Source organism: Veronia nyctiphanis, from assembly GCF_004116385.1.
GTDB classification, from domain to species: Bacteria; Pseudomonadota; Gammaproteobacteria; order Enterobacterales; family Vibrionaceae; genus Veronia; species Veronia nyctiphanis.
On record NZ_PEIB01000086.1, the window covers coordinates 1 to 1735 of the forward strand.

A 1735-nucleotide genomic window follows, 5' to 3' on the forward strand; every position below is an offset into this window, starting at 1 on the left:
TACGAAAACCCGACTTCTGGTCACAGAGTGTGGCTCGGGTTGCCGAGCAAATTGAGCAATTCAAGGCATTAGCCAATGCCATTAAGTAATATCTAACAAAGCCCCGTTGTGGGGCTTTTCATTTATCGCGAGCCTATCATTCTTGTCTGCTCACATTTGCCCCATCTAATTTCTTCTTCCTCGCAAAAACTAAGAGGTATGGGCACAAAATATTCTCATTGAATTGCCGGCACGACATAATCCTCAACCAGCACATTTCATAGATGACCTTTCATCGTCACCTCATAAAACCATCAAATAAGCCTAACAATTTATTGGTTTCTATCCGTAAGCGATTTGCAACAACTACTCAAAAAACAAAGTCGAACTCATAACAACCAGGAGTCATCAATGACAGCACCAAGTTGGGATCTTTCTTTCGCGTACAGCGGACTCTCCGGTGAAGACTACGCAGCAGATATTGCAAAGGTAAAAGCGCTCATCGCGCAAATTGCTGAGCTGACACCATCAGACATCACGAACTGCCAGCAAGCACTATCGCTGTCTGAGCAGGCTGGAATACTCACGCAAAGCCTGTCGATTTACGCAAACTGCCTAGCTTCTGTTGATGCTAAAAATCAGGACGCGGCGCTAGCCCTGAGTAAACTTAGCTCGTTAGGAGCAGAACTTTCACAAGCCATCAAGCCATTCACAAACCAACTATCAACAGGAACCGACGACTTTTTGGCATCCGTGCTTGCAGGCTCTGATGATGTCGGCTCGTTCGAGCGTTTTCGCTTTGCAAAGACGATAGAAAGAGAAAAAAAAGATACCTTGCTGTCTGTTGAGGAAGAGCAACTTCTGTCGGCCATGAATGTTGATGGGCGCACCGCCTGGGGCAGCTTGTACTATAAAATTACGGGTTCAATGACAGTAACGCTGACACGAGCAGATGGCACAGAAGAAACGATGGGACTTTCTCAAGCTGTCAGTATTCTCCGTAAACCGGATGCGATACGTCGTGAACTTGCATGGAAAGCAATTAACGAAGCGATGAGAACCCATCAGGTCTCATTTGCTGCAATACTCAATGCGCTTTCAGGCAGTCGCTTGACTGAGTACAAAAAGCGAAGTAAGAAGAAGCGTGTTCATTTTCTCGATCCCGGGCTAAAGGATAGCCACATTGCGCGCGAAACCGTCGACACCATGATGCAGGTTGCAAAAGAGAATCGCCATATCGTGCAACAGGCGGGGCTCGCAATGGCAAAACTCCATGGCACAGAAACCCTGAAACCTTGGGACGCACTTGCGTCCATGCCATCACTTGTCAATAGTGAGCCTGAAACCTACAGCTTTGAACGCGCCATCGCGATCATCAAAAAGGCCTTTACAGGTGTTGACTCAGAGATGGCTGATTTCGTTGATATGATGGTCGAAAATAACCTTATCGACGCGGCGCCTCAACCAAATAAGCGCCTAAGCGCCTACTGCGCGAGTTTCAACAAAACGCGCACGCCTATGGTCTTCATGACTTGGGGGAACAGCATGTCTGACGTCATCACCCTCGCCCATGAACTTGGTCATGCTTTCCACAACTGGGTCATGCGCGATATGCCTGTCGCACAGAGTCGCTACCCGATAACGTTGGCAGAAACCGCATCAATCTTCGCAGAAAATATTGTCCGTGATGCCCTAATGGCAGAAGCCAAGCAAGAATCGGATAAGCTCAAGATGCTCTGGGAGGAAGCAAGGGTAT

General features: G+C 47.8%; 1 protein-coding gene. It reads left to right on the forward strand.

Translation table 11 applies throughout. The annotated features are described in order from the left end of the window. Positions 1-390: 390 nt before the first annotated feature. Positions 391-1735: M3 family metallopeptidase (locus tag CS022_RS24500; RefSeq protein WP_129124469.1), on the forward strand; the 1345-nt coding region annotated here is incomplete at its 3' end.